We start from the raw sequence: 26,255 nt of genomic DNA on the forward strand, positions 1-26,255 counted from the left end.
GCCGATGTCGCAACGGGCACACCTTTTTCTCTCGCGGACACGACGCCGCGCCACCCATGCTGACGCCGAAGATGGCGAGCGTGGTCGAGCGCATGGCCCGCGCCGGCCACCCGCCGTTCCATGAACTGACCGCCGCCGAAGCCAAGGCCTCGTACGAGAAGGGCGCCGGCGTGCTCGAGGTGCCGAAGCCGGCATTGGCCCGGGTCGAGGACATCCACATCGCCGCGCGCGATGGCTTCCAGCTGCCGGCGCGCCTCTATGCGCCCTCGGCCGACGTGCTGCCGGTGCTCGTCTTCTTCCACGGTGGCGGCTTCACCGTCGGCAGCATCGCCACGCACGACACGCTGTGCCGCGTGCTGGCCAGCCGCAGCGGCTGCGCCGTGGTGTCGGTCGACTACCGACTCGCGCCCGAGTACAAATTCCCGACCGCATCCGACGATGCCTGGGACGCCGTGCAGTTCGTGGCGCGCGAGGCTGCGTCGCTCGGCCTCGACGGCAGCCGGCTGGCATTGGGCGGCGACAGTGCGGGCGGCACGCTCGCCGCTGTCTGCGCCCTGATGGCGCGCGATGCGGGCATCCCGATCGCGCTGCAACTGCTGTTCTACCCGGGCACGACCGCCCACCAGGACACGCCGTCGCACGAGCGCTTCGCCTGCGGCCCGCTGCTCGACGAACCGCTCATCAGCTGGTTCTTCGGCCAGTACGTGCGCACGCCGGTCGACCGCAGCGACTGGCGCTTCGCGCCGCTCAATGCCGAGGATGTCGACGGCGTCGCCCCCGCCTGGATCGGGCTGGCCGAGGCCGACCCGCTGATCGACGAAGGCGTCGCCTATGCCGACAAGCTGCGCGCCGCCGGCGTGGCGGTCGACCTGGAGATCTACCGCGGCGTGATCCACGAATTCATCAAGATGGGCCGGGCCATTCCCGAAGCGTTGCAGGCGCATGCCGACGCGGCCCGAGCCATGCAGGAGGCCCTGAAGCCATGACCGAACTGGAACACCGCAGCGACTTCCGCTTCTTCCACCGCCTGCGCGTGCGCTGGGCCGAGGTCGACATGCAGAAGATCGTCTTCAACGCGCACTACCTGATGTACTTCGACACCGCCATCGCCGACTACTGGCGGGCCCTGGCGCTGCCGTACGAGGAGTCGATGGCGTCGCTCGGCGGCGACCTGTACGTGAAGAAGGCGAGCATCGAGTTCAACGCGTCGGCCCGCATGGACGACGTGCTCGATGTGGCGATGAAGTGCGTGCGCGTCGGCAACTCATCCATCGTGTTCCACGGCAGCCTGTTCCGTGGCGACGAATTGCTCGTGACCTGCGAGCTGATCTACGTCTTCGCCGACCCGGCCACGCAGACCTCCAGGCCGGTGCCGGACGAACTGCGCGCGATCTTTGCCGCCTACGAGGCCGGCGAGCCGATGGCCACCGTCGAGACTGGCGACTGGCAGAAGCTCGGCAGCGGCGCCGGCGGCCTGCGCCGCGCGGTGTTCGTCAAGGAGCAGCGCATCCCCGAAGATCTGGAATGGGACGAGCACGACGTGACTGCGCTGCATGCCGTGGCCCGCAACCGGCTCGGACGCGTGATCGGCACCGCACGGCTGATCCGTGAAGCGCCCGGGCTGGCTCGTGTCGGACGGATGGCGGTGCACCGCACCCTGCGCGGCGGGGGGCACGGCGAGAGCGTGTTACGCACGCTGGAAGCCGCGGCGCTCGCAAGGGGCGATCGTGAGGTGACGCTGCACGCGCAGCGCAGTGCCGAATCTTTTTATCAACGGCTCGGTTACGCGCCCTACGGCGAGCCCTTCGAGGAAGCGGGCATCGCGCACATCGAGATGCGCCGGCCGCTCTGACCGTTCAGATGTCGGCGAGCAGCGGGTAGGGCAGCGGCTCGACCTGCAGCGCCGGGCCGCTCGCACTGCCGGCGTGCAGCGGGCCGGCGTCCAGCGCCGCGATCTGCATCGACACCAGCGCCGCCCAGCGGCCATCGGGTGCCGGCGCGGCCTGCACCACCGTGCCCACGGGCTGCTCGGCATCGCTGGCCGTGAAGACTTCCTGCCCGGCCTCGACCGGCGCATCGGCGGTCGCGACGTACGCGCGGCGCTTGAGGGTGCCGCGGAACTGGCTGCGCGCCACGATCTCCTGGCCGGGGTAGCAGCCCTTCTTGAAGTTCACGCCGCCGATCGACTCGTAGTTGAGCATTTGCGGCACGAAGGCGTCGAGCACCGGGGTCGTGAGCGTGGCGACGCCGCTGCGCACCTCGCTCCACTGCCAGAGCGTGGCGTCCAGTTTGTCGCCGACCGGGCGGGGCGCGGCCACGGGTGCCAGCCAGAGGGCGCGCGGTACGCCATCGGCGGGATACAGCGGGACGATGCTGATCTCGTCGTCGCTTCCGGCCACCGGTCGCGCGATGCGCGTGCCAGGCGGCGATGCGGCATCGACGCCGTTGGCCGCGAGCGCCGTACCGGCCAGGCCGAAGAGGGCGGTCGACTCGGTCGCATCGCTCAGCTTCACCTTGGCCCGCAGCACGTACATCGACAGTCGCTTGAGCGTGGCCGCCAGGATGTCGCGACTGCAGACCAGCAGGACAAGGTCAGACCGAGGACGCACGCCGATGAAGCTGGCGATCATGCGGCCCTTGGCGGTGCACAGCGCCGCGAGGCGCGCCTCGGTGGGTTGGAGCAGCGCGAAGTCCTGCGTGAGCTGGCCGTGCAGAAAGCTGGCGGCGTCGGCGCCTTCGGCGCGGATCACGCCCAGGTGGGATAAGGCGGTTACACCATTCGGAAGGGCAGAGGTCATCGCTGAATTATCATGGCCGGCGCCCGCCCGCGCGGCCCACAGGGCTACCGCCCACGACGCGGCGTTCCGCCTTCGCTCACTCCTTTTTCTCCTCTGGTTTTCGCTTGCGCCGCTTCTTCCTGACCCTCTTTCTGCTCGCCGCGCTCACGGCGCTGGGTGCCGGTGCCTGGGGCCTGTGGTGGGTCCATCGCCCGCTCGATCTCCCGGCGCCGAGCGTCGACCTGTCGGTCGAGCCCGGTACCACGCCGCGTGGCGTCGCCGAAGCCGTGGCCGCGACCGGCACGCGCGTGCAGCCGCAACTGCTCTACGCCTGGTTTCGCTTCTCGGGGCAGGACCGGCAGATCCGTGCCGGCAGCTATGAGCTGGAGCGCGGCGTCACCCCGCGCACTTTGCTCAACATGCTCGTGCGTGGTGAAGAAGCGACCCGCAGTCTGGTGGTGGTCGAAGGCTGGAACTTCCGCCAGGTGCGCGCGGCGCTGGCCAAGGCCGAACAGCTCAAGCCCGAGACGGTGGGGGAGAGCGACAGCGCCTTGATGGCCCGGCTCGGCCGGCCCGGCGTCCACCCGGAAGGGCGCTTCTTCCCGGACACCTACACCTACTCCAAGGGGTCGACGGACACCGCGCTGTTGCAGCGGGCGATGCGCGCCATGGACAAGAAGCTCGAAGCCGCCTGGGCGGCACGTGCCAGCGACCTGCCGCTGAAGTCGGCCGACGAGTTGCTGATTCTCGCCAGCATTGTCGAGAAGGAGACAGGCCAAGCCAAGGATCGGCCCGAGGTCGCCGCCGTTTTCGTCAATCGGCTGCGCGTGGGCATGCCGCTGCAGACCGACCCGACCGTCATCTACGGCCTGGGCGCCGCCTTCGACGGCAACCTGCGCAAGAGGGATCTGCAGACCGACACACCGTGGAACACCTACACCCGCGGCGGCCTGCCCCCGACGCCGATCGCGATGCCAGGCAAGGCGGCGCTCCTGGCCACGGTGCAGCCCGCACCCAGCAAGGCGCTTTACTTCGTCTCTCGCGGCGACGGTTCCAGCCAGTTCAGCACGTCGCTGGACGAGCACAACCGGGCGGTGAACCGTTACCAGCGCGGCATCGAGCCCAAACCCAAGGGCAACGGACCATGAGCGGACTCTTTCTGACGCTGGAAGGCATCGATGGTGCCGGTAAGTCGAGCCACATCGATGCGCTCGAGGCGCTGTTCCGCGCTGCCGGCCGCCACGTGACCCGCACGCGCGAACCGGGCGGTACGCCGCTGGCCGAGACACTGCGCGGGCTGATCCTGTCGCAGCCGATGGACGCCCTGACCGAATCGCTGCTGGTCTTCGCGGCCCGGCGCGACCACATCGTGCAGGTGATCGCGCCCGCCCTGGCACGCGGCGACGTCGTGCTGTGCGACCGCTTCACCGACGCCACCTTCGCCTACCAGGGCGCGGGCCGCGGCTTCGATGCCGAGGTGCTGTCGACGCTGGAGCGCTGGGCGCAGGCGGGGCAGGGCATTAACGGCGTTGGGGACGGCGATGGGGGTGGGCTGCTGCAGCCCGACATCACGCTGTGGTTCGACCTGAAGCCGGAGATCGCCGCCGAACGGCTGGCCGGAGCTCGCCTGCCGGACAAGTTCGAGGCCCAGCCGGTCGAGTTCTTCCAGCGCGTGGCCGCCGGCTACGCCGCGCGGGCCGCGGCCCCTCGCTTCGTTCGCATCGACGCCGACCGCCCGCGCGAGCAGGTGTGGCAGCAGGTCGAAGCCGCATTGCACGAACGCGGGCTGATCGCATGACGACGATGTCGCCGTGGCTGGTTCGCCCGCTGTCCGATCTGCTGCGGCAGCGCGCGCATGCCTGGCTGTTGCAGGGGCCGTCCGGCCTCGGCCAGTACGAACTGGCGCTGGCGCTGGCGTCGGCCTGGCTGTGCGAGCAGCCGAGCGGCGAGGGCGCCTGCGGGCACTGCCCGAGCTGCCACGCGATCGCGGTGCGCACCCATGCCGACCTGTGCGTGCTGATGCCCGAGGTCGCCATGATGGAACTGGGCTGGCCGCTCGACGAGAAGTCGCAGGCCGACATCGAGGACAAGAAACGCAAGCCCAGCCGCGAAATCCGCGTCGAGGCGATGCGCGATGCCGTCGGCTTTGCGCAGCGCACCAGCGCGCGCGGCCGTGGCAAGGTGGTGCTGGTCTATCCGGCCGAGCGCATGAACGCGATCACGGCCAATGCCTTGCTCAAGACGCTGGAGGAGCCGGTCGGCGACGTCCGCTTCGTGCTCGCCAGCGAGGCCGCGTGGCAGCTGCTGCCGACCATCCGCAGCCGCTGCCTGGGCTTCACGCTGCCATGGCCGACCGATGCCGAATCCATCGCCTGGCTGGCGGCGCACGACGTGCCGGCCGCCGACTCACCCGCCTTGCTTCGCGCCGCCGGCGGACGGCCGAGCGACGCGCTGCGCCTGGCGCGCACCGGCCAATCGCCCAAAGCCTGGTCGCTGTTGCCCAAGGCCATGCAGCGCGGCGAGGTCGGCGCGCTCAGCGAGCATGCACCACCGCAGGCTATCGATGCATTGCAGAAGCTTTGCCACGACCTGATGGCGGTGAGCACCGGTGCCGCGCCGCGTTTCTTTGCCGAGGCCGAGCTTCCACCGGCACCGCCGCCGGTCGTTCTGGCTCGCTGGTCGAAGTCGCTGGCCGCCGCGGCGCGCACCGCGGAGCACCCCTTCAATGCGGGTCTCATGCTCGAGGCGCTTGTGAGCGAGGCGCGAAGCGCCCTAAACTCGGGCCGTCGCCCATGAACACGCCCATCGCCACACCCGCGCCCTCCCGTCCCAGCGTCATCCAGCTGGCGATCAAGGAAAAAGGGGCGCTCTACGCCGCCTACATCCCGCTCTTCGCGGAAGGCGGCATCTTCATTCCGACCGCGCGCGAGTACCGGCTGGGCGACGACGTCTACGTGCTGCTCACCCTGCCGGACGACCCGCAGCGCTATCCGGTGGCCGGCAAGGTCGCCTGGATCACGCCGGCGCGTGCCGCGGGCAGCCGTGCACCGGGCGTCGGCGTGCGCTTTCCGGCGGACGAAAAATCGCGCCAGCTCAAGGCCCGCATCGAGGAAGCGCTGGGCGGCTCGATGGCGTCGGACCGCCCGACCCAGACCATCTGACCCCGCGCGCCAGCGCCTGACGCCGCCGCCCGACGGCGCGCCCGCTTTGCCATTGCCGCTTCTGCCATGTTCACCGATTCCCACTGTCACCTGACCTTTCCCGAATTTGCCTGCCAGATGACGGAGATTCGCGCGGCGATGGTGGAAGCGCGCGTCGACCGAGCGCTGTGCATCTGCACCAAGCTCGAGGAGTTCGACGATGTGCAAGGGCTGGCCGCCCAGTACGACAACTTCTGGGCCAGCGTGGGCGTGCATCCCGACAACGAAGACATCGCCGAACCCAGCATCGACGACCTGGTGCAGCGCGCGGCGCGCCCCAAGGTCGTGGCCATCGGCGAAACCGGGCTCGACTACTACCAGATGGAAGAGCGCAAAGGCGGCCGCACCATCGCCGACATGGAATGGCAACGCGACCGCTTTCGCGTCCACATCCGGGCGGCGCAGCAGGTGCGCATGCCGCTGGTGATCCACACCCGCGAAGCCTCCGCCGACACGCTGGCCATCTTGAAAGAGGAGGGCGAGGACGGCGCCGCTTCGGCCGCTGGCGGCGTCTTCCATTGCTTCACCGAGACGGCGGAGGTGGCACGCGCCGCGCTCGACCTCGGCTTCTACATCTCGTTCTCCGGCATCCTGACCTTCAAGAAGGCGCAGGATCTGAGGGACGTTGCCGCCTTCGTCCCACTCGACCGCATGCTGATCGAGACCGACAGTCCTTACCTGGCTCCGGTGCCGTACCGCGGCAAGACCAACAATCCGTCGTACGTGCCTTTCGTCGCGCAGCAGATCGCCCAGCTGCGCGGTGTGTCCGTCGAAGCGGTCGCCGAGGCCACGAGCCGCAACTTCGAAACCCTGTTCACGGGCGTTCAAAAAACATGAGAAATCTGGTGAGGTTTGGCCTCTATCTTCTTGCTACGACGATCTTTTCTGTCGCCCAGGCGGACTCCTTCAATGACTTTTTCCGCGCGGTTCGAAGCGATAACCCGACTGGCGTCGAGTCGCTGTTGCGCCGCGGTTTCGACCCCAACACGCGCGACGAGCGCGGGCTGACCGGGTTGCTGATTGCCATCCGGGAGCCGTCGCCTCGTGTTGTCCAGGTGCTGCTGGCATCGCCGCAGACCAATGTCGAGATTCGCAACGGCAACGACGAGAGCCCGCTGATGCTGGCCGCCATCAAGGGCCAGATGGACTTGGTCAAACAGCTCATCGCACGTGACGCCGACATCAACAAACCGGGTTGGACAGCGTTGCATTACGCGGCGAGCAGCGGCCAAGTCGAGATCATGAAGCTGCTGCTCGAGAAATACGCCTTCATCGACGCCCAGTCGCCCAACGGCACCACGCCGCTGATGATGGCGGCGATGTACGGTTCGCCCGACAGCGTGAAGCTGCTGCTCGAAGAAGGCGCAGACCCGTTGATGAAGAACCAGCAGGAGATGACGGCCACGGACTTCGCGACACAAGGTCAGCGGCCGGATGCGGTCGAGATGTTGAAGGCGGCGGTTCGGGCGAAGCGGCCCGCTGATGGCAAGTGGTAGCAAGGAGCTGCTGGGGTTGGGTGCGCCACCCGAGAATATCTATACAATGTATATTATGTTAAATCACGACTGTCGCACGGAACGTCGGATACCACCGTGTGGTTGTGTCGTACATGGGTGGAGCTGACCGGATGTCCCAGCGGCCCGGTCATCGGGGGGTAAGGCGCTTCCCGGCGTGAGCCCCCTACCCGACGGCTGTCGCTGGAAAGCTCAGCAGGAAGCTCGTTCCCGTTCGCGGCAACGAGCGCACCGTCATCGTGCCGCCGTGTGCGCGGGCGATCTCCCGCACGATGAACAACCCCAGCCCCACACTGCGGACGTGGCTGCTTCCCGGGACGCCGCGCACCAGGGGCTCGAACAGCTTCTCGAGCGTTTCGGCGGCGATGGGCGCGCCCTCGTTGTGCACCGCCAGCATGGCTGTATCGGCGGCAACTTCGGAAGCCACCGTGATCGGTGCACCGACTTCACCATACATTGCGGCATTGCTGACCAGGTTGACAATAAGCTGGGCCAGCCGGTCCGCATCGGCGGTGCATCCACCGGGGCCCGTGGCGCGATGGAGGATGTCCTGATCTGGGAAGGCAAGCCGCAACTCCTCCACGGTGCGGCCCGTCACCTCGTGCAGGTCGGCCGGCCGCAGCGTCACCGCCAGCCCCGAACCAACACGCGCCTGGGTGAAGTCCAGAAGGTCTTCGATCAGCCGCTGAGCCCGTTCTGCCGAGCTTCGCACGTGGCCGAGCACGCGCACGCCTCGCTCGTTCTCGAAGCGGCCGAGCAACTTGACGCCCATCAGGATGGCCGAGAGCGGGTTGCGCAGATCGTGGCTGACGATGCCGACCATTTGCTCGGCGAACAGGGCCCGGTCCTTCAGCAGCTGTTTTGACTCGCGCTCCACCTCCAGCAGCGCGTCCGCCCGCTTTCTCGCGTTCATCAGTTCACGCTCGTACCGGTGCCGATCCTGCGCGCTGAAGGCAGCGATTTCGTCGAATTCGCCCTCCCCGCGCTGGCGTCGCCGTGCGTTGAGGATCATCGGTACGGTGGTGCCATTGCTGTGCAGCACGTCGAACTTGACTTCCGCCAGGGAGCCTTGCAGCTGCAGGGTCGGCACCCAATGCGTCTGGTGGAAGATTCGTCCGCCGATGGTCAGAAGGTCGGCAACGCGCTTGTGGCCCACCAGCTCGGCGGCTGAATGGCCGACCCAGCCGCAGAACGTGGCGTTGACCTTGAGGATCGTGCCGTCCGTCGCGGTCACCAGGAGCCCGCAAGGGGCTTCTTCGTACAGGCTCTCCGGCTCAGGCAGCGCGGCGTCCACGGCTACGGGGTGTCCAGCGAAGCGAGAAATTCTTCCATGGCCTGACTGCTCGCGCTCGGTGCACTCAGGTGCGGGCAGTGGCCGATGTTCTCGACCACGCGAACCGTGCCGCGTGGCAGCACCCGCTGCATGAATTCGCCTACCGACAGTGGCGCAATCAAGTCCTCCGACGACTGCACCACCAGTGCCGGGGTCTGCAGCCTGGCGATGTCTGGACGGTTGTCGGACAAGAAAGTGACCTTGGCAAACTGCGCCGCGATCGCCGGATCGGTTCGACAGAAACTCGCGGTGAGCTCCTCGCCCAGTTCGGGCCGCTCTGGAACCCCCATGATGGCCGGCGCCATGCTGCTCGCCCAGCCCAGATAGTTGCTTTCCAGGGTTTCGAGCAGGCTGTCGATGTCGGCCCGGGTGAAGCCGCCTACATAGTCACCGTCGTTGATGTAGCACGGCGACGGACCGAGCATCATGTGAGCCGCAAAAGTACCGGGTGCCTTGAGGTCCGCCAGCAGGCCGATCATCGCGCTGACCGAATGCCCGACAAAGAGCACCGGGCCTGTCGCGTAGGCCGAGACAATCTCCAGAAGGTCTTCCGCATAGCCAGACAGCGAGTTGTACTTGGCGGGATGGTAGGCGCTCAGGTCCGAGTTTCCGGAGCCGACCAGATCGAAGGTGACGACGCGGTGGCGCTGCGCGAAGGTCGGGGCGAGGAACCGCCACATGTTCTGGTCGCAGCCGAACCCGTGCGAAAAGATCATGGTGGAGGCGCCCGCGCCCTGTACATGGACGTTGTTTCGTTGCTGGAGGCTCATGGAGTCTGGTTCCGGTCGACAGGCGCCATGCTAACGTTAAGGCCGATGAAAGCTCTCCCGTAACTTCGCGCGCCGAAACATATGAGTCCAGCTCAATCCAGCAGCGCGGCGGCCCCCATGTCCTTGCAGCAAAAGGAAGAGCAGTTGCGCTTGGCCATCGAGGCTGCCGAGGTCGGCTTGTGGGACGTCGATGTTGCGACCAACACGCTGTACTGGCCCGCAAGAGTCAAGGCGATGTTCGGCATTTCCCCGGAAGCCGAAGCGACGCTGGACGACTTCGTGGCTTGTCTGCACCCAGCCGATGCCCCCGACGTACTGCGCGCATTCGCCGCAGCCCAGGACCCCGCACTGCGCACGGTCTACGACGTCGAATATCGCACCGTGGGCAAGGAGGACGGGCTCATACGTTGGGTGGCAGCCAAGGGCCGCGGCATGTTCGACGGTGCCGGCCATTGCATCCGCGCCATCGGCACGGCGATCGACATCACCGTGCGCAAGCAAGCCGAGGCGCTGCAAAACGCCACGCAGAGGCGCCTGGAGGTGCTGAACCGCATCGAGCACGCCACGCGCCCGCTGGAGGACGCCCTTGACGTGATGCAGGTCACGGCACAGCTGTTGGGCGAACATCTTGGCGCTACGCGCTGTGCCTATGCGGATGTCGAGCCCGACAACGACCGGTTCACCATCCGCAGCGATTGGGCGCAGCCAGGCGTGCCGTCGAGCGCCGGCGTGTATTCCCTCGACCTGTTCGGCTCGCGAGCGACAGCGAACCTGCGCAGCGGACGTCACCTGGTGGTCCACGACGTCGACCGTGAACTGGGCGACGACGACGGGGGCCGCATGTTCAACGCCATCGGCATCAAGGCCATCGTGTGCGCCGGCCTGGTCAAGGGCGGACGACTGGTGGCGATGATGGCGGTCCACCAGTCTGTCCCCAGGCAATGGTCCGACGAGGACCTCCGGATGATCACCGAGGTGGTGGAGCGTTGCTGGGCGCATATCGAACGTGTGCGAGACGCCGCCATGTTGCGTGATCAGGACCGCCGCAAAGACGAGTTCCTGGTGACGCTGGCGCACGAGCTGCGCAATCCCATCGCGCCGATGCTGTACGCCATCGCCCTCATGAAGAGAGAGCAGGACCCCTCGCGGCTGGCGCGACGGCTCGACGTGATCGAACGGCAGGCGGCCCACATGGTCCGCCTGGTCGACGACCTGCTCGACGTCTCCCGCATCAACCGCGGTCTGGTGGAATTGAAGCGCGAGGTGATAGACATTGCGCCGCTGCTGGCCCAGGCTGTCGAGGCGGCGACGCCGGCATTGGAGGGGGGGCGCCATCGGTTCAGCATGCAAGCGCCGAACATGGCGACACCCGTGAATGCCGATCCGGCACGGCTGGTCCAGGTGGTGACGAACCTGCTGAACAACGCGGCAAAGTACACGCCCGACGAAGGCGACATCCGGCTGTCGTCCTGGGTCGAGGGGCCGTTGGCAGTCGTCGAGCTGGAGGACAACGGCCTGGGCATACCGCACGAGGACCAAGTCCGGCTGTTCGAGCTTTTCACGCAGCTTCCGCACACCGGGAACAAGGCGCACGGGGGGCTGGGGATCGGCTTGTCGCTCGTCAAGAGCCTGGTCGAAATGCATGGCGGCACGGTCGGTGTGCGCAGTGCCGGGCTGAACCAAGGCAGCACCTTCCGCATCGAGCTGCCTGTAGCGGTGGCCATTGCCACGGCCCCCGAAACGGTGATGCAGTCGACCGCGGCAGCGAGCTGCGGTCGGGTGCTCATCGTCGAGGACAACCCTGACGGCCTTCGAACCCTGGTAGAGCTGATCGAGGCGAACGGGCATGCAGTGCTCGGTGTCTCTGACGGACCGGCGGCCCTGCGCGTTGCCGGCGAATGGCGGCCCGACCTGGCGTTGCTCGACCTGGGCTTGCCGCTGATGGACGGTTACGAAGTCGCGGCGCGATTGCGCGACGAGCTCGGGCTGAAGGACACGCCCATTGTTGCGCTGACGGGCTGGGGAACCGAGCAGGACAGGGCAAGGACCACCGCGGCGGGCTTCAACGCCCATCTGACGAAACCGGTCACGCCAGAAACACTTCTGCATGTCATCGACGATCTCTTGAGGTCGACAGCACGCCCGACCGGCAGCGCCTGAAGCCAACGTGCGTCGACCCCGACGCAGACCGAAAGGCTAGTCATGGTCGTCGGAATGGGGCGAGTTCGGCCCCTTTTCCGATTGCACCGTCCCCTCCTCCGCATGCAACGCTGCCACGCGCGCTTGTGCTTCATGCCGCGCTTGCTCGAGCAGCGCCTCCTCTTCGGGCGTTGGGGCCGATGGCGGTGTGTCAATGTCGGTCATGGAGATTCCTCGGGATCGAGACACGCAGTCGCACAGCTAGGCACGCGCCCTCGCCGCGTTGCGCAGATCGCGAATCTGGTCATGGTTCTTCTGGGCGCCAGCTGCCTGCCTCTCGACCAGCGCGCGCGCATCCGGCGGGAGTGCCTGTTTGAGCGCCTTTCGGTACTGCGCAATCGCCGCGTCCTCGCCGCGTTCGCACGACTCGAGCATTGAAAGCTCGCTGTCGGCGCCCACCGCACCCTTCAACTGGACCCATCCGCGATGCATCGCACCGGCCACGGTGCCGCCGGCGTCGGCCTTGCCACCGTACTGCGCGATCAGCGCTTCGAGCTCGGCCGCGGCCTGGGCACAACCGCTTGCGCGCGCTGCAAACAATTGCTTGGTGCCAGACGTCTCGACCTGTTCCGCACAGGTGCGAAAGCCATATTCCCCGTCGCGCGTGGTTTCGAGCAGGTTGTTTAGGACATCGACGACATCGTCGTCCGACAGTGCCTCATGGCTGACGATGTCTTCGCCGTTGGCCTGCTTTGCGTAGTAGGTCTCGTCGGCGCGGTCCCAGGCGGCGCGTGTGGCCGGCAACGCCTCATTCCAAGCCAGGGCAGATGACGCTCGACGCGAGCCCCAGTCGCGCGACAGCTGGGCCTCGGCTGCGTCGAAGTCGCTGCCCTGCGAACGCGCGGTCCAGCCGGCTTCATAGGCTGGGCGGTAGTCATCGTAGCTGCGGTCGGCGCTGTAGTACGGCTCTTTGGTGTAGGCCTCACGCCAGTAGGCGTCTTCCTGCGTCGGGTTCACGCCTTCGGCAACGGCCTTCCCGCCCAATCCACCAACCACACCTCCGACGACCAGGCCGACCACTGTTCCGACCGGTCCGGCCAGACTGCCGGCAGCAGCGCCGGCAAGTGCACCGCCGGTCGCACCGACGCCGGTTCCCACCGGATGCGCGCCGGGTGTTCCCGTGATGGGGTCCCGGTTCGGTTCGCCTGTACCCAATTCACCGTTGTCTGTTGCCATCTGTCGCTCCTTGCGCCCGCCTGGGCTCGTTGGCGCTCCTCGACGAGGAGCTAAAGCCGGATGGTTGGGGGCTTGTCGGGCCAGCGACGTCGGGCGCGACGTACAGCGCTCGTAGGGGAAGAGCGTGGCCACCAAGAGAATGGGGCGCGCAGCGATGAAGCGTTCACGGCCACGGTGTATGCGGTTCGCAGATATGCAAACGCGCAAATCTTCGTTTCGATGGTGAGGACCGCGCCCTAGAGTGGCCTGCCGACCCCGGTGTTTCCCGGGCTGTCCGCACTTTCATATCTCGACACCCGATGAGCCGCCTTCCCGACACCCCACCGCGCCGGCAACTCCACCTCAACGTCAACATCCTGCATTCCGGTTTCGTGCCGTCGGCCTGGCGGCTGCCCGAGAGCGACCCGCACGCCTTCGTCGATGTCGCCCACTATGTGCGCGTGGCGCAGATCGCCGAAGCCGGCAAGCTCGATGCGGTCTTCCTGGCCGACAACGCGGCCATCGTCGACCAGATCCATTTCCGCCCGATCACCGCGCTCGAGCCGACGGTGCTGCTGGCCAGCATCGCCGCGGCCACGACGCACATCGGCCTGATCGGTACGGCCTCGACCAGCTACAACGAGCCTTTCAACATCGCGCGGCGCTTCGCCACACTCGACCATGTGAGCGGCGGCCGCGCCGGCTGGAATGTCGTGACCACGGCCGACGTGCCGTCCGCACGCAACTTCGGCCGCGACGCCGCGCCCGACCACGCCCAGCGCTACGGCCGCGCCAGCGAGTTCACCGACATCGTGAAGGCGCTGTGGTCCAGCTGGGCCGACGACGCCTTCATCGGCGACAAGGCCGAAGGCCGCTTCATCGACCCGACCAAGGTGCAGCCCATCGCACACCGCGGCGAGCACTTCGCGGTGCAGGGCCCCGGCACGCTGCCGCGCACGCCGCAAGGTCACCCGGTGCTGGTGCAGGCCGGCGGTTCGGCCGACGGCCGCGAGCTGGCGGCACGCCATGCCGAGGCGGTGTTTTCCGCCTCGCAGTCCTTCGAGGAATCGCTGGACTACGCGCGCGGCCTGAAGCAGCGGGCCGCCGAACTGGGACGCGGCCCCGACGCCGTGAAGGTGCTCGCTGGGCTGACCACCATCATCGGCGCCACGGAGGCCCAGGCGCGTGCGCGCCGCGACGCGCTGGTCGACCTGATCCCCTGGGACTACAGCGTCGCACGACTGGCCGGCATTCTCGGCACCACGCCCGATCGCCTGCCGCTCGACAAGACGCTGCCGGACGATCTGGCGCTGCCCGCCGGCGGCAACGGCAACCACACCTTCTTCAATGCCACGATCGCCGCAGCGCGCCGCGGCGCGCTCACCGTGCGCCAGCTGGTGCGCGAGCTGGCGGGCGGCGGCGGCCACCGCGTGATCGTCGGCACGCCCGAGCAGATCGCGGACGACATCGAACACTGGTTTCGCACCGGCGCGGCCGACGGCTTCAACCTCATGCCCGACCAGCTGCCCGACGGTCTGCAGGACTTCGTCGACGGCGTGGTGCCGATCCTGCAGAAGCGCGGCCTGTTCCGCACCGCGTACAGCGGCCGCACGCTGCGCGAGCACCTGGGCATCGCCCTGCCGGGCTACCCGGGCCATCGCCCCACCCTCGCCGAACCCGCCCTTCCCCGCGCCGCAGCCGCACGACGTCTCGTCGCCATCTGATATCTCGATCACCATGTCATTCCAGAACCTGCCTACCGACGCCGAACTCGCCGCACGCTTCCGTCCTGTCTTCGCCCGCATCGCAGAAGGTGCAGCCAGCCGCGAACACGAACGCGCCCTCGCCCACGACGCCATCGGCTGGCTGCGCGAAGCCGGTTTCGGCGCCCTGCGCGTGCCACGCGAGCACGGCGGCCTGGGCGCCACGCCCGAGCAGCTGTACGAACTGATCATCGAGCTGGCCGAGGCCGACTCCAACCTGCCGCAGGCCCTGCGCGCGCACTTCGGGTTCGTCGAGCGCGTGCTGGTGGAGTTCACGCCCGATCAGCGTGCACCGTGGCTGCGGCGCGTGGCCGACGGCGCGATCTTCGGCAACGCCACCACCGAGGCCGGCGACGGCGCGCTCGGCCAGTTGCAGACCCGCGTGTTCCGCGAGCACGGTGCCTGGCTGCTGAGCGGCGAGAAGTTCTACAGCACCGGCACGCTCTATGCCGACTGGGTGGCCGTCACCGTGCAGCGCGACGACACCGACCCCGCGCAGTGGCGCACCCTGGCCCTGGTGCATACCGATGCGCCGGGCGTGACGTGCATCGACGACTGGAACGGTTTTGGCCAGCGTTTGACGGCTTCAGGCACCACGCGCTTCGACCGCGTGCCTGTCGAGGCCGCGCACATCATCGACTTCTCGCGCACCGGTGCGACGCCGATGACCGCGGTGTTTCAGCTCTTCCACATCGCCACGCTGGCCGGCATCGCGCGTGCCATCGAGCGCGATGCAGTCGCCTTCGTGCAGCCGCGCAAGCGCGTGTTCAGCCACGGCAGCGGCGCGGTGCCACGCGAGGACCCGCTGGTGCAGCAGGTGATCGGCCAGTTGTCGAGCACGGCCTTCGTCGCCACGCTGGCCGCGCGCGAGGTGGCCCGCGGGCTCGGCGAGATCGACCGGCTGCGCCTGCAGGGCGAGCCTCTGTCCGAGGAGTTGCTCGTCGATGTGGAACTGCGCGCTGGCAAGGCCCAGGTCGTCGTCACCGACGCCGTGCTCGGTGCCGCCACACGCCTGTTCGACGTGGGCGGCGCCACCGCGCTGCAGGAGAGCCGCCGGCTCGACCGCCACTGGCGCAACGCGCGCACACTGGCCTCCCACAACCCGGTGATCTACAAGGCACGGGTGATCGGCGACAACGCGCTGAACGGCACGCGGCCGACTTTCTACTGGGGCGTGGGAACGAAGGCGCCGTCGTCGACCTGAGCGCGGGGGCTAACGCTGCTGGCCCCACTTGCGGATCGTGAGCCGTTCCAGCGTCGCGAAACCGAAGCTCTCGACCGCCAGGCCGATCAACACCACGAGCGCGAGCCCGGCGAACACGCGGTCGGTGTAGAGCTCGTTGCGGTTCTGGAAGATGTACCAGCCCAGGCCGCCCTTGCCCGACGACGCACCGAACACCAGCTCGGCCGCGATCAGCGTGCGCCAGGCAAAGGCCCAGCCGATCTTCAGCCCCGACAGGATGGCCGGCAGCGCGGCCGGCACGAGGATCTGCAGCACGTAGCGCAAACCGCGCAGGCCATAGTTGCGGCCCGCCATGCGCAGCGTCTCGGGCACGCCCTGGAAACCGGCGTAGGTGTTGAGCGCCAGCGGCCACAGCACCGAATGGATCAGCACGAAGACCAGGCTGCCGCGTCCGAGGCCGAACCACAGCAGCGCCAGCGGCAGCAGCGCGATGGCCGGCAGCGGGTTGAACATGGAGGTCAGCGTGTCCAGCAGGTCACGGCCGATCTGTGTCGACACCGCCAGCGTGGTGAGGCCGAAGGCCAGCAGCACGCCCGCGACGTAGCCCTGCAGCAGCACGGCCAGCGAGATGCGCACCTTCTCGACCAGCTCGCCGCTGGCCAACCCCTCGACCAGCGCCCGTGCGGTGGCAGTGAATGTGGGCAGCAGCAGTTCGTTGTCCTGCCAGCGTGCGGCCAGTTCCCACAGAACCGCCAGCACGACGAGGATCACGCCCTTGCGCAGCCAGCCCTGCGACCACAAGCGCGTCGCGAAGGGCAATGCCCGCTCGACCGGCAGTTCGGTGAAAGGTTCGAGCCGGCGCTCGTACTCGGGCCGGACCGGCGGCGTCAGTGCGTCGCTCATGGCGCAGTCACCCCTTCGACTTCTTCCTCGAACAGCATGTCGTGGATGCGCGTGGCCGTCGCCTGGAACTCGGCACCGCCGAGGCTGCCCAGGCCGAAGTCGTGGCTGTTGATCTCGGCGCGCATGCGCCCGGGGTGCGGCGACAGCAGCGCGATGCGGTTGCCCACCACCAGCGCCTCTTCGATCGAGTGCGTGACGAAGAGCAGCGTGAAGCGCACCTCGTCCCACAGCACGAGCAGCTCCTCCTGCATCTTGCGGCGCGTGAGCGCATCGAGCGCGGCGAAGGGCTCGTCCATCAGCAGCACGCGCGGCTGCATGGCCAGCGCACGGGCGATGGCGACGCGCTGCTTCATGCCGCCGGAGAGCTGGTGCGGGTGCACGTCGGCGAACTTGGCGAGGCCGACCTTGGCCAGGTAGTGCAGCGCGCGCTCCTCGGCCTCCTTGCGGCCCAGCGTCTTCGACGCCAGCAGCGGGAACATCACGTTCTGCTTGACCGTCTTCCAGGGTGGCAGCTGGTCGAATTCCTGGAACACGACGATGCGGTCGGGCCCTGGCCCGCGGACGCGGTGGCCGTCGAGTCGGATCTCGCCTTCCACCGGTGCGATGAAGCCGCCCACCGCCTTCAGCAGCGTGGACTTGCCGCAGCCGGACGGCCCGAGCAGCACGAAGCGATCGGCCGCATGCACGTCGAAGCTCACGCGGTGCGTGGCACGCACCACGCGCTCGGGCGTGCGGTACTCAAGGCTCACGCCGTCGACCTGGAGCAATGCCGACGGAGGGCCGTCCGATGCGTGCGTTGCCGACACCGGCCCAGGAAGGCCGAGCTGCCGAATCTGACGGGGAGCGTGCGGGGCGACGCGCAATGCGTGAAGACCGGCGTTGGACATCACGACCCCGGCTGCGCGTAGGCCTCGTCGAAGAAGTAGTCCTTCCACGACACCGCCTTGTTCTTCAAAACGCCGAGCTTGTGCAGCTCGTCGGCGTACACGTAGCTGCGGTGCGGCGACACGGTGAAGTCGTTCTCCGGGTCTTCGATGATGCGGCGCACCAGCTCGGGCGAGAGCTTGGACTTTTGCACGCGGATGAAGATGTCGGCCGCGCGGGCCTTGTCGGCCTTCACGAGCTGCGCCGCCTCGACCAGCGCCGCATAGAAGGCCTTGTAGGTCTTCGGGTTGTCGTCGTGGAACTTCTGCGTCGTGTACAGCACGTTGAAGGTCGCCGGCCCGCCGAGGATGTCGTAGCTGCTGATGACCTTGTGGATCGCCTTGTTCGCATCCAGCGCCTGGTAGTAGAACGGCGCGCTCGAGAAATGCGTGTTGATTTCGGAGCCGCCCGCGATCAGCGCGGCGGTGGCTTCCGGGTGCGGCAGGCTCACGGAGATCGTGTCGAAGCGCTTGAAGTCGTCCTTGCCGAAGAGCTTCGCGGTCTCGATCTGCAGCGTGCGCGACTGGAAGCCCACGCCTGCCGCCGGCACGGCGATGCGGTCCTTCTCGCCCAGGTCCTTGAGCGTCTTCACGCGCGGGCTGTTGCTCAGGAGGTAGTTGGGCAGCGAGCCGAGCGCAGCCACCGCCTTCACGTTCTGCTTGCCCTTGGTGCGGTCCCACATCGTGAGCATCGGCGGCACGCCGGCCGACACCACGTCGAGCGCACCGGCCAGCAGCGCCTCGTTCATCGCAGTGGCACCGGAGATGCTGGCCCATTCGACCTGCACGTCCACACCCTGCTGCTTGCCGTACTTCTCGATGAGCTGCTGGTCGCGCACCACGTCGAGCAGCAGGTAGCCGATGCCGAACTGTTGCGCGATGCTGATCTTGCCTTCGGCATGCGCCATGCCTTGCAGCGCCACGGCGGCGACCAGGGCGGCCACGGCGCCCTTCAGAAAACGAGCGCTCATCGTCAGTTCCCGGCCGCGTTCTGCGCGTCGTCAAAGAAGTAGTCCTTCACCGAGCCCGGCTTGTTCTTGATGGCGCCCACGCGGTGCATGAACTCGGCCAACTGGTAGGTGTTCTGCGGCGTGGTCTTGAACTGAACTTCCGGGTTCTTGATGATCTTGAGCAGCAGCTCGCGGTCGATCTTCGCGTTGCTCACCTTGATGTAGATGTCGGCCGCCTTCTCGGGATTGGCCGTGACGAACTGCGCCGCCTCGTTCAGCGCCTCGATGAAGGCCTGGTAAGTCTTCGGGTTCTCGGCGCGGAACTTCTCCGTGGCGTAGAGCACCGTGGCCGAGGCCGGGCCGCCCAGCACCTGGTAGGAGTTCAGCACGATGCGCGCCTGCGGGTTGCCGGCCAGTTCCTGTTCCTGGAACGGCGGGTTGCCGAAGTGGCCCGTGATCTCGGTGCCGCCCTTGATGATGGCCGCGGCCGCATCGGGGTGCGGCACCGCCACGCTGATCTTGTCGAGCTTGGCGAATTCCTTGTCGCCCCACAGCTTGGCCGAGGCCAGTTGCAGCACGCGCGATTGCACCGACACGCCGACGGCCGGCACCGCGATGCGGTCCTTTTCGGTGAAATCGGCGATCGTCTTCACGGCCGGGTTGTTGCTGACCAGGTAGTACGGGAAGTTGCCGAGCGAGGCCACGCCCTTCACGTTCTGGCGGCCCTTGGTGCGGTCCCACAGCGTGAGCAGCGGGCCGACACCGGCACCCGCGATCTCGATGTTGCCGGACAGCAGCGCGTCGTTGACGGCCGAGCCGCCCGAGAGCTTGACCCATTCAACCTTGGCGTCGACGCCCGCCGCCTTGGCGTGCTTCTCGATCAGCTTCTGGTCCTGCGCGACGTTGAGCAGCAGGTAGACGATGCCGAACTGCTCGGCGATGCGGATCTGCCCTTCGGCATGTGCCGCGAGGCTGCAAATGGCGAGGCCGAGGCCAGCGATGGTCGCGGCCGTTTTGCGGAGGATGTGCTTCATGTCAGAAAGGCTTGTCGCCTTCGATGGTGGTTCGAAACAGTTTTCTGCGGAGGTGGTCGGGCGTGCCGGCGGCCAGGTGCATGAGCGAGCGGTTGTCCCAGAACACCAGGTCGTGCGGCTTCCACTGGTGGCGATAGACGAACTCGGGCTTCACGCTGTGCGCGAACAGCTCGGCCAGCAGCGCGTCGCCCTCGGCCTGCGGCAGGCCGACGATGCGCGTCGTGAAATGCTCGCTGACGAACAGCGCCTTTCGGCCGGTCTCCGGATGCGTGCGCACCACCGGCTGCACCGCAGGCGCGACCTGGTCGACCTGCGCCTGCGAGAGCTTGGGCCGCCACGGGTTCTTGGCGCGCAACTCTTCGTACTTCGCCAGGTAGCTGTGCTCGGCCTTCAGCGGCAGGATGCGCTGCTTGAGCGCTTCGGGCAGCGTTTCGAAAGCGAGGTGCTGGTCGGCGAACAGCGTGTCGCCACCTTCGCTCGGCAGCTCCTGCGCATGCAGCAGCGAGCCCAAGCTGGGGACCACCTTGTACGACAGGTCCGAGTGCCAGTACACGCCCGCATCGCCGAGGCCGATGGGCTCGCCGTTCTCCTTGATGTTGGAAACGATCAGCACCTCGGGGTGGCCCTTGAGCTGGAACTGGTGCAACACGTGGATCTGCAGCGGACCGAAGCGGCGGCTGAAGGCCACGTGGTCGTCGGGCGACACGCGCTGGTCGCGGAACACCACCACGTGGTGGTCGAGGTGCGCACGGTGCAGGCGTGCGAAGTCGGCGTCGTTGATGGGCTTGGAGATGTCGAGTCCAACGACTTCGGCACCCCCGGGTGCATCGAAGGGTCGAACCTCGAAGGCCTGGCTCGGCGCATCGCGCCATGCGCTCGGCTCGCTGTTGCGGGAAAGGGTGGCTTCGGTCATGGAAATGAAAAGGAGACGCCACGCCCACACGGCGCGACAGTGCGGCGACTCTAGGGAAGACGCAACCAACAAGGAACGACGGATTCGTTGCTTGCTTATGCGCAAAACGTCTGTGCGCGTGTGCCGACCGCCAACTCTTGTTTCCGCATGAGCACATGCGAAAGGCTTTCTGGCGCAGGCGCACGCCGCGCCCTAGCCTCTGGGCGCCTTTCAATCCCGAGGACGCTCTCATGCATTCGATTCCCTCGCAGCGCCGCCGTGCCCTGCTCCAGGCCGGCGCTGCCGCCACCGCCGCCATCGTCGCCGGCCCGCTGTTCGCGCAGGCCACGCCGAAGGTCATTCGCATCGGCTACCAGAAGTTCAACACGCTCAACATCCTCAAGGGCACGGGCCAGCTCGAGAAAGCGCTGGCACCCGCCGGCGTGACGGTCGAGTGGAAAGAGTTCCTCGGCGGCAGCCAGCTGTCCGAAGCCCTGGCGGCCAACGCCATCGACTTCGGCCACGCGTCGGACGGCATCGGCATCTTCCAGCAGGCCAGCGGCAAGGGCCTGGTCTACCTGGCCGCGGAAAGCCCGTACCCGGGCGGCGTCGGCTTCCTGGTGCCGAAGGAGTCGCCGATCCGAACGGTGCGCGACCTGCAGGGCAAGAAGGTCGTGACCGGCCGCGGCTACAACACGCAGTACGTGCTCATCAAGGCGCTGCAGGCGGCCGGCCTGCGCTACGAAGACGTCGAGCCGGTCTACATCGTGACCGCGTCCGACACCGTCGCGGCCTACCAGTCGGGCAGCGTGGCCGCCATCGGCCTGTGGGACCCCTTCCTCGCCGGTGCGCAGATCGCGACCGATTCGCGCCTGCTGTTCGACGGCAGCGGGCTGAGCGGCAACCGCACCTACCACTTCGCGCAGCCCGGCTATGCGAAGGCCAACCAGGACACGCTGCGCACCGTCTTCGCCGAACTGCGCAAGGCCAACCAGTGGGCGCAGGGCCACCCGAAGGACGTGGTGGACACGCTCGCACCGCAGCTCAAGGTCGATCCCAAGGTGCTGGCACTGGCCACCGAGCGCCGCCAGTACGGCGTGGTGGCGCTGACGCCGGAGATCGCGAAGGAACAGCAGGGCCTGGCCGATGTCTTCGCGCAGCTCAAGCTGATCCCGAAGCCGATCGAGGTGAAGGATGCGTTCCTCGACCTGCCGATCCTCTGATCGCGCACACTATTCCCTGTGACCCACAGCAACTCCCACTACGACGCGATCGTCGTCGGCCTCGGCGCACTCGGCGCCGCGACGCTCTACCAGCTGTCGCAGCGCGGCGCGCGGGTGCTCGGCATCGACCAGCACACGCCGCCGCACGACCTGGGTTCGTCGCACGGCGAATCGCGCATCACCCGGCTGGCGGTGGGCGAAGGCGACGCCTTCGTGCCGCTGGTGCAGCGCTCGCACCGCATCTGGCGCGAGCTGGAAGCACGCACCGGCCGCCAACTCTTGAGCCAGACCGGCGGACTGATCCTCGCGCCGCGCGACCGCATCGCCGCACACCACGGCAAGCCCGACTTCCTGCGCCGCACCATCGAATGCGCCGAGCGCTTCGGCATTGCGCACGCGTTGCTCGACGCCGCGGCCATCCGCGCGCGCTTCCCGCAGTTCGCGCTGCAGGGCGACGAGCTCGGCTACTTCGAACCCGAGGCCGGCTTCGTGCGGCCCGAGGAAGCGATCGCCGCCCAGCTCGAGGGCGCGGTGGCGTCCGGTGCCGTGGTGCGCAACGGCGAGCGCGTGCTCGCGGTCGAACCGCTGGGCAACGGCGACACGGTGGCGGTGCAGACCGAGGCCGGCCGCTTCACCGCCGACCAGGTGGTGGTGGCCGCAGGACCATGGCTGCCCACCTTCCTCGGCCGGCAGGCACGGGTCGACTGGCAGGCCGACTTCGGCGTGTACCGCCAGGTGATGTACTGGTTCGACACCGGCGCCGCCGCGGCCGACTTCGCACCCGGGCGCTTTCCCATCTTCATCTGGATGTTCGGGGACGCGCAGGAAGACTACATGTACGGCTTTCCGGGTGCGGACGCGGCACGGCCGGTGCTCAAGGTCGCGACCGAGCAGTACGAGCACACGACCACGCCCGAGATCCTGGAGCGCGAGGTGAGCGCAGCGGAGATCGAGGCGATGTACCGCAGCCGCGTCGAAGGCCGCTTCCCGCAGATCGGCGGCCGCGCGGTGAAGGCGCGCGCCTGCATGTACACGGTGACGCCCGATCGCAACTTCGTCGTCGATGCGCTCGACGGCGCACCCAACGTGCTGATCGCCTCGGCCTGCTCGGGCCACGGCTTCAAGCATTCGGCCGGCCTGGGCGAGGCCATCGCCGAGCGCGTGCTGGGCCGCGGCACGCGCCACGACCTCGGCGCCTTCGCGCGGCAGCGCGTGGCACCGACCGCGTAGACGAACGACGCATCGGCGATGTGCCTATCTGCACGCCGCATACCCGCTGCCCGCATGCGCCACATATCGACATGAGGATTGCGTCGTTGGCAGCCCGCAGAGGCGGTGGCACAGTCGCGCTCCTTTTCGCTTCTCAGGTATTCCATGTCCCTCGCCTTTCTTCCGCGCCGCGGCGCCCTCTTGTCCGTGTTCTCCGTCCTCGCCCTGTCTGCCGTCGTCGCCACAGGATTCACCTTCACCGCCCCGGTCCATGCACAGGACAAGACCCGCATCAAGGTCGGCATCTCGGTCGGCAATGCCGAACAGATCTTCGAGGTGGTGAAGAAGGTGGCGGCACGCGACGGACTCACCATCGACGTGGTCGTCTTCAACGACTATCAGTTGCCCAACGCAGCGCTGGCCGCCGGCGACCTGGACGCCAACGCCTTCCAGCACCAGCCTTTCCTCGACAACCAGATCAAGTCGCGCGGCTTCGACATCGTGCCGGTCGGCCTGACCATCACCGCGCCGCTGGGCTTCTATTCGCGCAAGCTCAAGAGCATCGACGCTTTGCCCGAAGGCGCCGCCGTCGGCATCCAGAACGACCCGTCGAACGGCAACCGCTCGCTGCTGCTGTTGCAGTCGGCCGGCCTGATCACGCTCAAGCCCGAAGCGGTCAAGAACAACAACGCGACGCCGCTCGACGTGGTGACCAACCCGAAGAAGATCAAGCTGGTGGCGCTCGACGCCGCGCAACTGCCGCGTTCGCTCGACGACCTGACCATCGCCTCCATCAACAACGACTACGCCGAGAAGTCGGGCCTGTCCTTCAACAAGGACGCGATCCTCAAGGAGTCGGCCAAGGGCCCGTATGCCAACCTGATCGCGGTGCGCCGCATCGACAAGGACAAGCCGTGGGCCAGGAAGCTGGTGGCGGCCTACCAGTCTGCCGAGGTCAAGCAGTTCATCGAGACGACGTTCAACGGCGCACTGGTCCCGGCCTTCTGATCGTTCGCAGTGGGCCGTAGTCGCCCATAGACGATTGCTTCATTAAGAAGGAAGAAAACGGTTGTTCGCGCTGTGCGGGCTGCGCCAGAGAATGGCCGGCCTTGCTACCACGCCCAAGAACAACATGAACTTCCAACAACTGCGCTCGGTGCGCGAGGCGGTGCGCTGCGGCTTCAACCTCACCGAAGCCGCGCACGCGCTTCATACGTCCCAGCCGGGCGTCAGCCGACAGATCCGCGAGCTGGAAGAGGAACTCGGCGTGTCGCTGTTCGCACGGGCCGGCAAGCGCCTGACCGGCCTCACCTCGCCGGGCAGCCACCTGCTGCCGATCATCGAACGCGTGCTGCTGGAGAGCCACAACCTGCGCCAGGCCGGCCAGGAGTTCGCGGGCCAGCAGGACGGGCAACTCTCGGTGGCCGCGACGCACTCGCAGGCGCGCTATGCCATGCCGCTGGCGGTGCAAGAGTTCCGCGCCCTGTTCCCGGGCGTCAAGCTGCACCTGCACCAGGGCTCGCCCAAGCAGATCGCACAGATGCTGCTCGACGGCGAAGCCGAGGTCGGCATCGCCACCGAGGCGCTGGGCGACTACCCGCAGCTCGTCGCCCTGCCCTGCTACCGCTGGACCCATTCGGTGATCGTGCCCCCGGGCCATCCGCTGCTCGATGCGCCGCTGACCCTGGAGGCGCTGGCGCAGTACCCGCTCATCACCTACGACACCGGCTTCACCGGTCGCACGCGCATCGACGCCGCCTTCGGCGATACGGGCATCGCACCGCAGATCGTGCTGACGGCGATGGACGCCGACGTCATCAAGACCTACGTGCAACTGGGCATGGGCGTGGGCATCGTCGCAGGCGTGGCCTACGAGGCCGAGCGCGACACGCAGTTGCGCGCGGTGGACGCGGGCCCGCTGTTCGGCATCAACACGACCAAGCTGGCGGTGCGCCGTGGCAGCTACCTGCGCGGCTACGTGTACGCCTTCATCGAAGCCTTTGCCCCGACGCTCACGCGCAGCGTGGTGGATGCGGCGCTCGACGTCGATCCTGCGCCCGGCGCGGTCCGACCAGTGCCCCTGCGCGGCGCTGGGGCGCCGGCCGTGCACTGATCGACGGACGACACCATGCGCCCATCCACCGTCCTTCGACTGGCCTCTGCCCTTTTGTGCGGTGTGCTGCATGCGGCATCGGCACAGACGCCGAGCGCCGATTGGCCGGCCCGCCCCATCCACATCACCGTGGCCAACACCGCCGGCAGTTCGCCCGATGTGCTGGCGCGCTATCTCGGGCCGCGCCTGTCCGAGGTCTGGAAGCGGCCGGTGGTGGTCGACAACCGTGCGGGCGCCGGCGGCATCGTGGCCGCGGAGGCGCTGGCCAAGGCGCCTCCGGACGGCTACAGCCTGCTGGTGGGTGCCGACGGTCCGGTCACGATCCTGCCCAACCTTCTGTCCAGTCTGCCCTACGACGCGCGTGCCGACCTGGTACCGGTCGTGTCGCTCGGAAAGATCGATTTCGTCCTGGTGGCGAACCCGCGGACCGGATTCAGGACGCTGCGCGACTTCACCAGCGCCGCGAAGCTCAAGCCCGGCCAGTACAACTATGCATCTGCCGGCAACGGCAGCCCGCAGCAGTTCGGCATGGAGCTGCTCAAGCAGCGGGCGGGGATCCATGTCACCCACATCCCCTACCGCGGCGGTCCGCTGGGCATGCAGGACGTGATCGCCGGCCAGGTCGACCTGATGTTCATTGCCATCGGCCCCGCGCTGCCGCACATCCGCAGTGGCCGACTGGTCGCGCTGGCGGTCGGCGGTGACGCGCGGCATCCGCTGCTGCCCGAGGTACCTACCGTGGCCGACAGCTACGCGGGCTTCAGGTCGGGCACCTGGTTCGGCCTCTTCGCCCCGGCGCGGACACCACAAGCGGTCGTCGACGCGATCGGCGCGGCGGTGGCGCCGATCGTGCGCAACCCGGCGGTGCGCGCCTACCTCGCGGCGCAGGGCATCGAGGGCACTGGCGACACGCAGCGCGCGTTTTCTCTCCAGGTGGCGGCCGAGTACGAGCGCTATGCGCAGATCGTCAAGGTGAGCGGCATCAAGGCGGACTAGCTGTGAACCGTCAAGAGGTTGTTTGCAGATTTGAGTCTGTACATCGGAGCGATGGCCCCGATGCCGCTGTGCGGTCGATGCCAGTTGTAGTGATGCTGCCAGCTGGCCAGGGCCTCGG

The 26,255-nt window shown here is 67.7% G+C and carries 27 protein-coding genes; 16 read left to right on the top strand and 11 right to left on the bottom strand.

The features are described from left to right. Positions 1–56 precede the first annotated feature (56 nt). Both ACSFA2_RS17135 and ACSFA2_RS17140 read left to right on the top strand, forming a co-directional pair. Positions 57–986 (top strand): alpha/beta hydrolase, encoded by a 930-nt coding sequence (locus ACSFA2_RS17135; RefSeq protein WP_435456511.1) that lies wholly within the window; start codon positions 57–59, stop codon positions 984–986. Beyond that, positions 983–1,852 (top strand): YbgC/FadM family acyl-CoA thioesterase, encoded by an 870-nt coding sequence (locus ACSFA2_RS17140; RefSeq protein WP_435456512.1) that lies wholly within the window; start codon positions 983–985, stop codon positions 1,850–1,852. The genes ACSFA2_RS17135 and ACSFA2_RS17140 overlap by 4 nt, the downstream gene beginning before the upstream one ends. 4 nt (positions 1,853–1,856) lie before the next feature. Here the strand turns inward: ACSFA2_RS17140 and ygfZ are convergent, their stop codons facing one another. Next, positions 1,857–2,798, bottom strand: a complete 942-nt coding sequence (gene ygfZ, locus ACSFA2_RS17145; RefSeq protein ID WP_435456513.1) for a CAF17-like 4Fe-4S cluster assembly/insertion protein YgfZ — start codon at positions 2,796–2,798, stop codon at positions 1,857–1,859. Positions 2,799–2,902: 104 nt separating this feature from the next. Between ygfZ and mltG the strand changes: the two genes are divergently transcribed. The 6 genes from mltG (at position 2,903) to ACSFA2_RS17175 (ending at position 7,473) form a co-directional block, all read left to right on the top strand. After that, positions 2,903–3,925, top strand: coding sequence for an endolytic transglycosylase MltG (mltG, locus tag ACSFA2_RS17150; protein ID WP_435456514.1), 1,023 nt, complete (start codon positions 2,903–2,905; stop codon positions 3,923–3,925). Next, the gene (tmk, locus tag ACSFA2_RS17155; protein WP_435456515.1) at positions 3,922–4,575 is read left to right on the top strand and encodes a dTMP kinase; all 654 of its coding nucleotides are present in this window, start codon (positions 3,922–3,924) and stop codon (positions 4,573–4,575) included. Before mltG ends, tmk begins: the two co-directional genes overlap by 4 nt. Further along, positions 4,572–5,573, top strand: a complete 1,002-nt coding sequence (locus ACSFA2_RS17160) for a DNA polymerase III subunit delta' (protein WP_435456516.1) — start codon at positions 4,572–4,574, stop codon at positions 5,571–5,573. Before tmk ends, ACSFA2_RS17160 begins: the two co-directional genes overlap by 4 nt. Further along, positions 5,570–5,938 carry a PilZ domain-containing protein gene (locus ACSFA2_RS17165; protein WP_435456517.1) on the top strand — a complete coding sequence of 123 codons (369 nt, stop codon included), beginning with the start codon at positions 5,570–5,572 and terminating at the stop codon, positions 5,936–5,938. The genes ACSFA2_RS17160 and ACSFA2_RS17165 overlap by 4 nt, the downstream gene beginning before the upstream one ends. Before the next feature lie 66 nt (positions 5,939–6,004). Further along, positions 6,005–6,814, top strand: a complete 810-nt coding sequence (locus tag ACSFA2_RS17170; RefSeq protein WP_435456518.1) for a TatD family hydrolase — start codon at positions 6,005–6,007, stop codon at positions 6,812–6,814. Then, on the top strand, positions 6,811–7,473 hold the full coding sequence (locus ACSFA2_RS17175) for an ankyrin repeat domain-containing protein (protein WP_435456519.1): 663 nt from the start codon (positions 6,811–6,813) through the stop codon (positions 7,471–7,473). Before ACSFA2_RS17170 ends, ACSFA2_RS17175 begins: the two co-directional genes overlap by 4 nt. A gap of 184 nt (positions 7,474–7,657) precedes the next feature. Here the strand turns inward: ACSFA2_RS17175 and ACSFA2_RS17180 are convergent, their stop codons facing one another. Both ACSFA2_RS17180 and ACSFA2_RS17185 read right to left on the bottom strand, forming a co-directional pair. Beyond that, the gene (locus ACSFA2_RS17180; protein ID WP_435456520.1) at positions 7,658–8,785 is read right to left on the bottom strand and encodes a PAS domain-containing sensor histidine kinase; all 1,128 of its coding nucleotides are present in this window, start codon (positions 8,783–8,785) and stop codon (positions 7,658–7,660) included. A gap of 2 nt (positions 8,786–8,787) precedes the next feature. Continuing rightward, positions 8,788–9,594, bottom strand: coding sequence for an alpha/beta fold hydrolase (locus tag ACSFA2_RS17185; protein ID WP_435456521.1), 807 nt, complete (start codon positions 9,592–9,594; stop codon positions 8,788–8,790). Positions 9,595–9,711: 117 nt separating this feature from the next. On the opposite strand from ACSFA2_RS17185, the gene ACSFA2_RS17190 reads away from it, so the two are divergent. After that, positions 9,712–11,754, top strand: coding sequence for an ATP-binding protein (locus ACSFA2_RS17190; protein WP_435456522.1), 2,043 nt, complete (start codon positions 9,712–9,714; stop codon positions 11,752–11,754). 36 nt (positions 11,755–11,790) lie between these two features. Here the strand turns inward: ACSFA2_RS17190 and ACSFA2_RS17195 are convergent, their stop codons facing one another. Both ACSFA2_RS17195 and ACSFA2_RS17200 read right to left on the bottom strand, forming a co-directional pair. After that, a complete protein-coding gene (locus ACSFA2_RS17195) occupies positions 11,791–11,958 on the bottom strand; it encodes a hypothetical protein (RefSeq protein ID WP_435456523.1) in 168 nt (55 codons plus the stop codon). 36 nt (positions 11,959–11,994) lie between these two features. Next, complete coding sequence (locus tag ACSFA2_RS17200; RefSeq protein WP_435456524.1) at positions 11,995–12,969, bottom strand: PA2169 family four-helix-bundle protein; 975 nt, start codon at positions 12,967–12,969, stop codon at positions 11,995–11,997. Positions 12,970–13,268: 299 nt separating this feature from the next. On the opposite strand from ACSFA2_RS17200, the gene ACSFA2_RS17205 reads away from it, so the two are divergent. Both ACSFA2_RS17205 and ACSFA2_RS17210 read left to right on the top strand, forming a co-directional pair. Next, positions 13,269–14,672: an LLM class flavin-dependent oxidoreductase gene (locus ACSFA2_RS17205; protein WP_435456525.1), complete on the top strand. Its 1,404-nt coding sequence runs from the start codon at positions 13,269–13,271 to the stop codon at positions 14,670–14,672. Positions 14,673–14,685: 13 nt separating this feature from the next. Then, entirely contained in the window at positions 14,686–15,915 is a 1,230-nt protein-coding gene (locus ACSFA2_RS17210) for an acyl-CoA dehydrogenase family protein (protein WP_435456526.1), read from the top strand. Positions 15,916–15,924: 9 nt separating this feature from the next. Here the strand turns inward: ACSFA2_RS17210 and ACSFA2_RS17215 are convergent, their stop codons facing one another. The 5 genes from ACSFA2_RS17215 to ACSFA2_RS17235 are packed head-to-tail and all read right to left on the bottom strand — an operon-like array spanning position 15,925 to position 20,617. Then, positions 15,925–16,797 carry an ABC transporter permease gene (locus ACSFA2_RS17215; RefSeq protein ID WP_435456527.1) on the bottom strand — a complete coding sequence of 291 codons (873 nt, stop codon included), beginning with the start codon at positions 16,795–16,797 and terminating at the stop codon, positions 15,925–15,927. Then, positions 16,794–17,684: an ABC transporter ATP-binding protein gene (locus ACSFA2_RS17220; protein WP_435456528.1), complete on the bottom strand. Its 891-nt coding sequence runs from the start codon at positions 17,682–17,684 to the stop codon at positions 16,794–16,796. Before ACSFA2_RS17220 ends, ACSFA2_RS17215 begins: the two co-directional genes overlap by 4 nt. Then, positions 17,684–18,691 (bottom strand): ABC transporter substrate-binding protein, encoded by a 1,008-nt coding sequence (locus ACSFA2_RS17225; RefSeq protein WP_435456529.1) that lies wholly within the window; start codon positions 18,689–18,691, stop codon positions 17,684–17,686. The genes ACSFA2_RS17220 and ACSFA2_RS17225 overlap by 1 nt, the downstream gene beginning before the upstream one ends. 2 nt (positions 18,692–18,693) lie before the next feature. Then, positions 18,694–19,704: an ABC transporter substrate-binding protein gene (locus tag ACSFA2_RS17230; protein WP_435456530.1), complete on the bottom strand. Its 1,011-nt coding sequence runs from the start codon at positions 19,702–19,704 to the stop codon at positions 18,694–18,696. Between the two features lies 1 nt (position 19,705). Beyond that, positions 19,706–20,617: a TauD/TfdA dioxygenase family protein gene (locus ACSFA2_RS17235; RefSeq protein ID WP_435456531.1), complete on the bottom strand. Its 912-nt coding sequence runs from the start codon at positions 20,615–20,617 to the stop codon at positions 19,706–19,708. 230 nt (positions 20,618–20,847) lie between these two features. On the opposite strand from ACSFA2_RS17235, the gene ACSFA2_RS17240 reads away from it, so the two are divergent. The 5 genes from ACSFA2_RS17240 (at position 20,848) to ACSFA2_RS17260 (ending at position 26,137) form a co-directional block, all read left to right on the top strand. Continuing rightward, the gene (locus ACSFA2_RS17240) at positions 20,848–21,819 is read left to right on the top strand and encodes an aliphatic sulfonate ABC transporter substrate-binding protein (protein ID WP_435456532.1); all 972 of its coding nucleotides are present in this window, start codon (positions 20,848–20,850) and stop codon (positions 21,817–21,819) included. A gap of 18 nt (positions 21,820–21,837) precedes the next feature. Then, complete coding sequence (solA, locus tag ACSFA2_RS17245) at positions 21,838–23,049, top strand: N-methyl-L-tryptophan oxidase (RefSeq protein WP_435456533.1); 1,212 nt, start codon at positions 21,838–21,840, stop codon at positions 23,047–23,049. Between the two features lie 144 nt (positions 23,050–23,193). Next, positions 23,194–24,036, top strand: coding sequence for a MetQ/NlpA family ABC transporter substrate-binding protein (locus ACSFA2_RS17250; RefSeq protein WP_435456534.1), 843 nt, complete (start codon positions 23,194–23,196; stop codon positions 24,034–24,036). Between the two features lie 124 nt (positions 24,037–24,160). Beyond that, a complete protein-coding gene (locus ACSFA2_RS17255) occupies positions 24,161–25,141 on the top strand; it encodes a CysB family HTH-type transcriptional regulator (RefSeq protein WP_435456535.1) in 981 nt (326 codons plus the stop codon). 15 nt (positions 25,142–25,156) lie between these two features. Beyond that, on the top strand, positions 25,157–26,137 hold the full coding sequence (locus tag ACSFA2_RS17260) for a Bug family tripartite tricarboxylate transporter substrate binding protein (protein ID WP_435456536.1): 981 nt from the start codon (positions 25,157–25,159) through the stop codon (positions 26,135–26,137). Here the strand turns inward: ACSFA2_RS17260 and ACSFA2_RS17265 are convergent. After that, positions 26,134–26,255 (bottom strand): integrase core domain-containing protein (locus ACSFA2_RS17265; protein WP_435456545.1); only part of this gene is annotated, 122 nt, incomplete at its 5' end. The genes ACSFA2_RS17260 and ACSFA2_RS17265 overlap by 4 nt on opposite strands.

The organism is Variovorax cryoconiti (genome assembly GCF_051216395.1).
Taxonomy (GTDB): Bacteria; Pseudomonadota; Gammaproteobacteria; order Burkholderiales; family Burkholderiaceae_C; genus Variovorax.

What these genes read in the sequence shown, in the direction of transcription:
- ACSFA2_RS17135 (WP_435456511.1), top strand. Translation starts at nt 57, where the DNA reads ATGCTGACGCCGAAGATGGCGAGCGTGGTCGAGCGCATGGCCCGCGCC.
- ACSFA2_RS17140 (WP_435456512.1), top strand. Translation starts at nt 983, where the DNA reads ATGACCGAACTGGAACACCGCAGCGACTTCCGCTTCTTCCACCGCCTG.
- ygfZ (WP_435456513.1), bottom strand. Translation starts at nt 2,798, where the DNA reads ATGACCTCTGCCCTTCCGAATGGTGTAACCGCCTTATCCCACCTGGGC.
- tmk (WP_435456515.1), top strand. Translation starts at nt 3,922, where the DNA reads ATGAGCGGACTCTTTCTGACGCTGGAAGGCATCGATGGTGCCGGTAAG.
- ACSFA2_RS17160 (WP_435456516.1), top strand. Translation starts at nt 4,572, where the DNA reads ATGACGACGATGTCGCCGTGGCTGGTTCGCCCGCTGTCCGATCTGCTG.
- ACSFA2_RS17165 (WP_435456517.1), top strand. Translation starts at nt 5,570, where the DNA reads ATGAACACGCCCATCGCCACACCCGCGCCCTCCCGTCCCAGCGTCATC.
- ACSFA2_RS17170 (WP_435456518.1), top strand. Translation starts at nt 6,005, where the DNA reads ATGTTCACCGATTCCCACTGTCACCTGACCTTTCCCGAATTTGCCTGC.
- ACSFA2_RS17175 (WP_435456519.1), top strand. Translation starts at nt 6,811, where the DNA reads ATGAGAAATCTGGTGAGGTTTGGCCTCTATCTTCTTGCTACGACGATC.
- ACSFA2_RS17185 (WP_435456521.1), bottom strand. Translation starts at nt 9,594, where the DNA reads ATGAGCCTCCAGCAACGAAACAACGTCCATGTACAGGGCGCGGGCGCC.
- ACSFA2_RS17190 (WP_435456522.1), top strand. Translation starts at nt 9,712, where the DNA reads ATGTCCTTGCAGCAAAAGGAAGAGCAGTTGCGCTTGGCCATCGAGGCT.
- ACSFA2_RS17195 (WP_435456523.1), bottom strand. Translation starts at nt 11,958, where the DNA reads ATGACCGACATTGACACACCGCCATCGGCCCCAACGCCCGAAGAGGAG.
- ACSFA2_RS17200 (WP_435456524.1), bottom strand. Translation starts at nt 12,969, where the DNA reads ATGGCAACAGACAACGGTGAATTGGGTACAGGCGAACCGAACCGGGAC.
- ACSFA2_RS17205 (WP_435456525.1), top strand. Translation starts at nt 13,269, where the DNA reads ATGAGCCGCCTTCCCGACACCCCACCGCGCCGGCAACTCCACCTCAAC.
- ACSFA2_RS17210 (WP_435456526.1), top strand. Translation starts at nt 14,686, where the DNA reads ATGTCATTCCAGAACCTGCCTACCGACGCCGAACTCGCCGCACGCTTC.
- ACSFA2_RS17215 (WP_435456527.1), bottom strand. Translation starts at nt 16,797, where the DNA reads ATGAGCGACGCACTGACGCCGCCGGTCCGGCCCGAGTACGAGCGCCGG.
- ACSFA2_RS17220 (WP_435456528.1), bottom strand. Translation starts at nt 17,684, where the DNA reads ATGTCCAACGCCGGTCTTCACGCATTGCGCGTCGCCCCGCACGCTCCC.
- ACSFA2_RS17225 (WP_435456529.1), bottom strand. Translation starts at nt 18,691, where the DNA reads ATGAGCGCTCGTTTTCTGAAGGGCGCCGTGGCCGCCCTGGTCGCCGCC.
- ACSFA2_RS17230 (WP_435456530.1), bottom strand. Translation starts at nt 19,704, where the DNA reads ATGAAGCACATCCTCCGCAAAACGGCCGCGACCATCGCTGGCCTCGGC.
- ACSFA2_RS17235 (WP_435456531.1), bottom strand. Translation starts at nt 20,617, where the DNA reads ATGACCGAAGCCACCCTTTCCCGCAACAGCGAGCCGAGCGCATGGCGC.
- ACSFA2_RS17240 (WP_435456532.1), top strand. Translation starts at nt 20,848, where the DNA reads ATGCATTCGATTCCCTCGCAGCGCCGCCGTGCCCTGCTCCAGGCCGGC.
- ACSFA2_RS17250 (WP_435456534.1), top strand. Translation starts at nt 23,194, where the DNA reads ATGTCCCTCGCCTTTCTTCCGCGCCGCGGCGCCCTCTTGTCCGTGTTC.
- ACSFA2_RS17255 (WP_435456535.1), top strand. Translation starts at nt 24,161, where the DNA reads ATGAACTTCCAACAACTGCGCTCGGTGCGCGAGGCGGTGCGCTGCGGC.
- ACSFA2_RS17260 (WP_435456536.1), top strand. Translation starts at nt 25,157, where the DNA reads ATGCGCCCATCCACCGTCCTTCGACTGGCCTCTGCCCTTTTGTGCGGT.